This window comes from uncultured Microbacterium sp., assembly GCF_963521695.1.
GTDB lineage: Bacteria > Actinomycetota > Actinomycetes > Actinomycetales > Microbacteriaceae > Microbacterium.
On the sequence record NZ_CAUQWC010000172.1, the window covers coordinates 1 to 7,468 of the forward strand.

At 70.1% G+C, this 7,468-nt stretch carries 6 protein-coding genes and 1 pseudogene; 4 read left to right on the forward strand and 3 right to left on the reverse strand.

What is annotated here, in order from left to right:
* The 3 genes from RWP81_RS12265 to RWP81_RS12275 form a co-directional block, all read right to left on the reverse strand.
* Positions 1 to 361, reverse strand: a 361-nt coding sequence (locus RWP81_RS12265; protein ID WP_314456484.1) for an NADH-quinone oxidoreductase subunit K, incomplete at its 3' end; no start/stop codon positions are given.
* Positions 358 to 3,285 carry a Na+/H+ antiporter subunit A gene (locus RWP81_RS12270; RefSeq protein ID WP_314456486.1) on the reverse strand — a complete coding sequence of 976 codons (2,928 nt, stop codon included), beginning with the start codon at positions 3,283 to 3,285 and terminating at the stop codon, positions 358 to 360. The genes RWP81_RS12265 and RWP81_RS12270, both read right to left, overlap by 4 nt.
* A gap of 96 nt (positions 3,286 to 3,381) precedes the next feature.
* Entirely contained in the window at positions 3,382 to 4,425 is a 1,044-nt protein-coding gene (locus RWP81_RS12275; protein ID WP_314456488.1) for a LacI family DNA-binding transcriptional regulator, read from the reverse strand.
* Positions 4,426 to 4,502: 77 nt separating this feature from the next.
* Between RWP81_RS12275 and RWP81_RS12280 the strand changes: the two genes are divergently transcribed.
* The 4 genes and pseudogenes from RWP81_RS12280 to RWP81_RS12295 all read left to right on the forward strand — a co-directional run.
* Entirely contained in the window at positions 4,503 to 5,741 is a 1,239-nt protein-coding gene (locus RWP81_RS12280) for an MFS transporter (RefSeq protein WP_314456490.1), read from the forward strand.
* 9 nt (positions 5,742 to 5,750) lie between these two features.
* On the forward strand, positions 5,751 to 6,449 hold the full coding sequence (nucS, locus tag RWP81_RS12285; protein WP_243502216.1) for an endonuclease NucS: 699 nt from the start codon (positions 5,751 to 5,753) through the stop codon (positions 6,447 to 6,449).
* A 108-nt stretch (positions 6,450 to 6,557) separates the two neighbouring features.
* Entirely contained in the window at positions 6,558 to 7,250 is a 693-nt protein-coding gene (locus tag RWP81_RS12290) for an HAD hydrolase-like protein (RefSeq protein WP_314456493.1), read from the forward strand.
* A pseudogene (locus RWP81_RS12295) lies at positions 7,237 to 7,468 on the forward strand (hypothetical protein); the annotation flags it as partial. The gene RWP81_RS12290 and the pseudogene RWP81_RS12295, both read left to right, overlap by 14 nt.

A 7,468-nucleotide genomic window follows, 5' to 3' on the forward strand; every position in this document is an offset into this window, starting at 1 on the left:
CCGTGCGCGTGCGCAGGGCGACGTCATCGGCGTCGTCGACGACGGTGTCGGCCTGGCCGAGTTGCCAGGACCGGTAGATGAGGGCGAGCAGGAAGGCGGAGATCGCGAAGGTGATGACGATGGCGGTCAGCATGAGCGCCTGCGGGAGCGCATCCGACATCTCGGACACATCGGTCGCGCCGTCGTCGTAGAACGGGGCGCGACCGGGCGCTCCCATCATGATCAGCAGCAGCAGGTTGGCCGCGTTGCCCAGCAGCAGGAAGCCGATCAGCACGCGGGTGAGGCTGCGTTCGAGCATGGCGTAGACGCCGCACGCGAAGAGCGCGGCCATGACGATGACGAGGACGAGGGAGATGGTCATGAGGGGGCCATCTCCGCATCTTCGGGATGCTGCGACTGTCGATCGACCTCGGCTCCGAGGCTGCGGAGCACGTCGAGGACGAGACCGATCACCACGAGGTACACACCCACGTCGAAGATCGTGCTGGTGACGAACTCCCAGTGCCCGATGAGGGGGAGATCGCCTTCGAACGTGAAGCTCTGCAGCGGCGCGAACCCGAACACCATCGGCAGCAGGGCGCAGAGCACGGCGATCGCCATGCCGGCCCCCAGCAGACGACCGGCGTCGGTGGGAGCAGCGGCGCCGAGCTCCCAGCGCCCACCGGCGATGTAGCGCATGACGAGCCCCATCCCGGCGACCAGGCCGCCGGCGAAGCCTCCACCCGGAAGGTTGTGACCGGCGAAGAGGAGGTACAGCGACACGATCATGATCGAGTGGAACAGCACCCGCACGATGATCTCGAGCAGGATCGAGCGGTTCTCGGGTTGCACCTTCGACCCCGAGATCAGCCATGCGCGCGGGGCGTCGGCTTCACCCGGACGCCGCGCCCGCACACCGCTGTCGGTCTCGATGAGGGGACGACGGCGCCCGATGCCGGTTCGACTGCGGGCGGTACCGGACCGGCGGGCGAGGTTGTCGCTGCGGTCGGTGATGAAGACGAGGGATGCCACGCCCGTGGCGGCGAGCACGAGAACCGAGAGCTCGCCCATCGTGTCCCACCCGCGGAGGTCGACGAGGGCGACGTTGACGACGTTGCGCCCGTGACCGATCTCGTACGCGAGCGGCGGCCACTCGAGCGAGATCGGAAGGTCTTGCCGGGCACCGGTCGCGACGATGGCGACGAGGGCCATTGTCAGTCCGACCCCCGCGCCGAGGATGGCCCGGGCGATCGGCGCCACCGATTCGTTCTGCTCGCCCATGCGCGCCGGAAGGCGCCGCAGCACGAGGGCGAAGACCACGAGGGTGACGGTCTCGATGAGCACCTGCGTGAGCGCGAGGTCGGGCGCCCCGCTGGTCGCGAAGAGCACGACCATGCCGAGCCCCGTCACCGACACGAGCGCGACGCCGGTGTAGCGCTTGCGCGCCCGCACGGCGAGAATGCCGGCCGCGATCATGATCGGCGCCGAGATGAGCTGGGTCGGCGATTGCCACGCGTCGAGCTGGGCACGCCACTCGCTCGACGCGAGGAGGGCGGTACCCTCGGCCACGACGAGGACGACGAAGATCGTGCCCACGTAGAACGGCAGCGAGCCGCGCTGGAAGCGCGCGGTGATCCACTCGGACGAGTGGTCGATCGACCGCAGCGTGAGGTTGTACACGTCGTTCGCCGTGAAGGGCAGAACGCGTCGACGCTTGTGCAGCTGCGTCTTGCGCACCACCCAGAACACGCCGGCGCCGAGGGCGAGGGTGCCGAGCGAGATGAACAGCGCCGGCTCCAGACCGTGCCAGAGCGCCAGGTGGTAGGGGTAGTCGGGCGCCGGGACTCCCGGCGTGGCCTCGGGCACCCCGTCGGCGTACGGTGCGAGCCAGTGGTCGACGATCGGCGAGAGGAAGCCGAGCGCGAGCGAGGCGGCGGCGAGTAGAACGGGCGAGGCGAGGAACCCGATCGGGGGGTCCGGCCAGTCGGTCGTCGTCACATCGCGCTTGGTCCAGTAGGCGCCCCACAGGAACCGGATGCCGTACGCCGCCGTCAGGGCGGACCCGAGCACGATGCCGATCAGCGCGACGACGCCCCACCCGGCGCCGGCTTCCGCCTCGTGCAGCAGCGCGGTGAGAGCCGTCTCTTTCGCGACGAAACCCAGGGTGGGGATGACACCGGCCATCGATCCGATCGCGATGAACGACGCCGTCGCCATCACCGGCGCCTGGCGTCCGAGGCCCGAGAGCTGTCCGATGTCACGGGTGTTCAGCTGGCGGTCGATGACGCCGACGATGAGGAAGAGGCACGACTTGAACAGCGCATGACTGAGCAGCAGCGCGACGCCGGCGAGAGCGGCATCCCGTGTGCCGTAGCCGAGCATGACGGTGAGGAAGCCGAGCTGGCTGACCGTGCCGAACGCGAGGATGCGCTTGAGGTCGCGCTCGCGCAGCGCCTGGAACCCACCCAGCAACATGGTGAACACGCCGAGCGTGATGAGCGTCGGCCGCCAGAACGGCGTCTCGGCGAAACCGGGTGCGAGGCGCGCGACGAGGTAGATGCCGGCCTTCACCATGGCCGCGGCGTGCAGGTAGGCGCTGACGGGGGTGGGGGCGGCCATGGCACCCGGCAGCCAGAAGTGGAAGGGGAAGATCGCCGACTTGCTCAGCGCGCCGACGAGCAGCAGCAGCACCGCGATGTCGACGACGGTGCCGGTCGGCGGGTCGGCGAGGATGGCCGACAGGCTCGACGTGCCCGCCTGCACCACCATGAGCACGACGCCGATCAGCATGACGAGTCCGCCGAGCGTCGTCACCAGGAGCGCCTGCAGAGCGGCACGCCTGCTCGAGGACCGGGCGTGGTAGTACCCGATGAGCAGGTACGACAGCACGCTCGTGATCTCCCAGAGCATGATCAGCACGACGATGTCGTCGGTCAGCACCAGCCCGTACATCGCGCCGGCGAAAGCCAGCAGCACGGCCGAGAACTGCCCAACGCCCTGTGTCTTTCCGCGGAAGTACCAGCGGCAGTACAGCATGACGAGCGCTCCGACGCCAGTGACGACGAGCGTCAGCAGCCAGCCCAGTACGTCCATGCGCATCGAGAGCGAGATGTCGATGGCGGGGATCCAGCGGTATTCCTCGAACGGAATGTCTCCGGCGAATACCGCGGGGGCCAGCACGATGGCGTGCGCGAATGCGAGCAACGGGAGCACGGCGGCCACGTAGAACGCGCGGGCACCGATCCGAGAAACCAACCACGGGAGCAGCAGCGGGAGGGCCGCGAAGGCGCCGAGGAACACCAACATGTGCGGGCCTCCTCGGGGTCGACGGGCGGTTGCCCGGGCTCTCGGGGTGTCGGACCTATTCTATGCGGCGCATGAGAGTCGCAGAACCCACGGGTCTCACATGCTAAGCGGTGGCCCCGTCGTGGTCCCGGCCCGGAAGGTGCACTCGAGGTCGAGACCCGAGGGCACCGCGTCTTCGAGCATCGCGGCCACGGCCTCGCCCGCGGCGCGCCCCTTCGCAGTGGCGGGTTGCACGAGCGTGGTCAGCACATGGGGGGCGAGGCCGTCGACCACCACACCGTCGAAGCCGGTGACGCTGACGTCCTGCGGCACGCGAAGACCCGCTTCTTCCGCGGCGCGGATGACCCCCGCGGCGAGCAGGTCGCTCTGGGCGATGACCGCGGTGGGCCGACGCTCGGCGAAGATCGCGCGCCCGGCGATCGCACCCTCGTCGATGGAGCTGGTCGCCGCGGCGAGCGCGGGCGCGTCGGGGAACACCTCTCGCGCGCCGCGGAGTCGGTCGGCGGTGACATCGACGCGGATGAGAGCATCGGCGGCGAGCCATCCGCGTCGGCGCCCGGTGTCGACGGGCAGGGTGACGATCACGACGTCATCGTGGCCGAGGTCGGCGAGATGGCGGGCGGCGGCTCGCTGCGCGTCGGCGTTGTCGAGCAGCACACGAGGGATCCCCTCGCCCGCGTCGCCCTCGACCACCACGACCGGGATGCCGCGGCCTCGCACGATCTCGAGCGAGTCGCGCATCCGGGGGCTGCAGCCGATGAGGACGGCCGCGTCGATGGGGGCCGTGTGCAGCGACGGCTCGCTGACGGTCACGCCGTCGTCGCGGAGCAGGAGAAGAGCAGCCCCCAGCCGCGAGACGCCGTCGGCGAGGCCGTCCATCATGTGCGTGGTGACGGGGTCGAGGAAGGCGGTGCCCAGGTGCTGGTCGAAGACGACCCCCACGATGCCCGATCGCCCTCGCCGCAGTGACGCCGCGCGGGGGTCGGGACCGGTGTAGCCCAGGCTCTCGGCGGCGGCGAGCACGCGGGCGCGGGTCGCCTCCGAGGTGGGCGTCTTTCCGCTGAAAACGACCGAGGCGGTCGACGGCGAGACGCCGGCTTCGCGGGCGACGTCGTTGATGGTCGCGCGACGGGTGCTCACGGGGCGATGCTACCCGTCGAGCGCACCGATCCCGAATCGATTCGATCGATGTCGAATCGATTCGTTAGAGTGTGCACATGCACTCCACGTTGACCCGCTCGCAGCTCGTGCGCTGGCATGTCGCGATCTGCGCGATCTTCCTCGCGAGCGGCCTCAGCATCTCGACCTGGGCGTCGCGCGTGCCCGCCATCCGCGAGTCCCTCAGCATCGAGAATTCCGGCGTGGGACTGCTCCTGCTCGGCATGGGCGTGGCATCCATCATCGGACTCTCCATCGCCCCCGCCGTCATGGCGCGCATCGGCGCCCGATCGGGCATGCTCGTGGCGCTCGTGCTCGTGGGTATCGGCCTGGCGGTCATCGGCTTCGGCGCCGACACCCTGCAACTCTTCGGCGTCGCCCTCGTGGGTCTGGCCCTCTTCGGATTCGGCAACGGCGCGGTCGACGTCATGATGAACGTCGAGGGCGCGGCGCTCGAGAAGGCCACCGGCCGCACGATCATGCCTCTGTTGCACGCGTTCTTCAGCTTCGGGACGGTGATCGGGGCGGGCCTCGGCTTCCTCGCCGTGAGCCTGGGTATCCCGGTGATGGCGCACTGCGTCGCGATGGGCGTGGTGATCCTGGTCGTCGCCTTCGTCTCGGTGGCCAACGTGCCGCGCGCGGAGGTCGCGATGGACGCCCCCGCCCCCGAGGAGCGCGCGCACTGGCGCGAACGCCTCACCGTCTCGTTGCAGGCGTGGCGTGAACCCCGCACCTACACGCTGGGCGTCATCATGCTCGGCATGGCTTTCGCCGAGGGAAGCGCGAACGACTGGCTGCCGTCCGCCGTGGTCTACGGACACGGCGCACCCGAAGAGGCGGGCCCGGCGGTTCTCGCCGTCTTCTCCGTCGCCATGACGGTGGGACGCATCGTGGGCGGTCCCGTCGTCGACAAGCTCGGGCGCGTGCTCGTGCTTCGCGTGCTCGCCGGAACGGCCGCAGCCGGACTGCTGCTGTTCATCCTCGCCCCGTTCGGTCCCCTCGTCTTCCTCGGCGCCGCTCTGTGGGGTCTCGGCGCTTCGCTGGGGTTCCCGATCGGCATGTCGGCCGCCGCCGACGACCCTGCCAAGGCCGCCTCTCGCGTCGCCGCCGCGGCCACCATCGGGTACGTCGCGTTCCTGTGCGGCCCGCCGATCCTCGGATGGATCGGCGACCACATCGGCCTGCTCCCCACGCTGCTGATCGTGGTCGGGCTGATCGTGGCATCCGGTCTGTTCTCGGGAGCCGCGAAGCCTCTCCCGGTGGCCGAGCCCGCCAGGCAACCCGCACGGCGCGATTAGGCTCGACGGGTGCGTCTCGTCATCGCCCGTTGCTCCGTCGATTACACCGGCCGCCTCAACGCGCATCTGCCCCTCGCCACCCGCCTGCTCGTGCACAAGGGTGACGGCAGCCTGCTCGTGCACTCCGACGGCGGCTCGTACAAGCCGCTCAACTGGATGAGCCCGCCCTGCGCGCTCACGATGGAGCAGCCCGACGAGGTCGACGTCGAAGACGGGGTGATCGAGCGGTGGCGTGTCACGCACGCCAAGACGGGTGATGCGCTGCTCGTGCGCATCCACGAGATCTTCCACGACACCGCGCACGACCTGGGGGTCGACCCCGGCCTGATCAAAGACGGCGTCGAGGCCGACCTGCAGCGCCTGCTGGCGGAGCAGGTGTCGGTGGTCGGCGAGAACCTCACGCTCGTGCGCCGCGAGTACCCCACCGCCATCGGCCCCGTCGATCTGCTCCTGCGCAACGACGACGGTCGCGGCACCGTCGCGATCGAGGTCAAGCGCCGCGGCGACATCGACGGCGTCGAGCAGCTCACGCGCTACCTCGAGCTGCTCAACCGCGACCCTCTACTGGCGCCGGTCACGGGCGTCTACGCCGCGCAAGAGATCAAGCCGCAGGCGCGCGTGCTCGCCACCGACCGCGGCATCCGGTGTCTCACCCTCGACTACGACGAGATGAAGGGCGTCCAGTCGGGCGCACCCCGCCTGTTCTGAGCCGGGCAGTCCGGCCTCCTGGCGGAAGGCTCCGATCTGCACCTGACCGGGCCGAACGACACGGCATCCCGGCGACCCAGCGGCACACCGCGCCGGTAGCGTGGACGCATGCCCGAACGCTCTCCCTTCTCGTGCGTCCTGTGGGACGTCGACGGAACCCTGGTCGACGCGTCCGAGGGGATCCTCCGCCGCCTGACGACCACGCTCGACCACTTCGGCCGAACGCCGCCGACGCGGGGCGAGCTGTCGCACTGGATCGGCCCGCCCATGTTCGAGTCGTTCCAGGTGAACGTCGGCATGACTCCCGAGCAGGCCGTCGAGGCCGTCGCGTTCTACCGTGGCTTGAACAAGAGCGAGGGTTACACGGTCAGCGCTCGGCTGTATCCGGGGGTCGGCGAGCTGGTGCACGACCTGCACGCGGCAGGGATCCCTCAGTCGACGGCGAGCTCGAAGCCCGAGGTTCAGGTCGTGGCGCTGATGGACCACTTCGGTCTGGCCCCCGATCTGGAGGCCATGGTCGGCGCGACCCTCGACGAGCGCACGCTGAGCGCCAAGTCCGATATCGTGCGCGAAGCGCTCCGTCGGCTCGACGTCGCCGGCGTGGATACGTCGCGCCCCGTGCTGATCGGCGATCGGCACCACGACGTCGAAGGCGGTCAGGATGCCGGCGTGCCGGTGATCTTCGTGCGGTGGGGCTTCAGCTGGCCGCACGAGGCCGAGGGCGCCCAGGCGGCCGTCGACGACGTCGATCAGCTTCGCGCCCTGCTCCTCGTCGGTGACGCGCCCGATGCCGATGCCTGATCTCGCGTGGGCGGTGCCGACGGCGATCGCCCTCGCCGCCGCCGCCCTCGTGGTGGCGGTCGTCGTCATCGCCGTCCGCGTGCAGCGCCGGTCTCCCCACAGCCGTGCGGCCGCCGGTCAGGCGGTGTCGGGTGCGGCCGCCCCCCTGCTCGCACTCGATGACGACGTCGACGATATCGCACTCGCCGTCGAGGCCGCCGACGCCCCCGATGCCGACG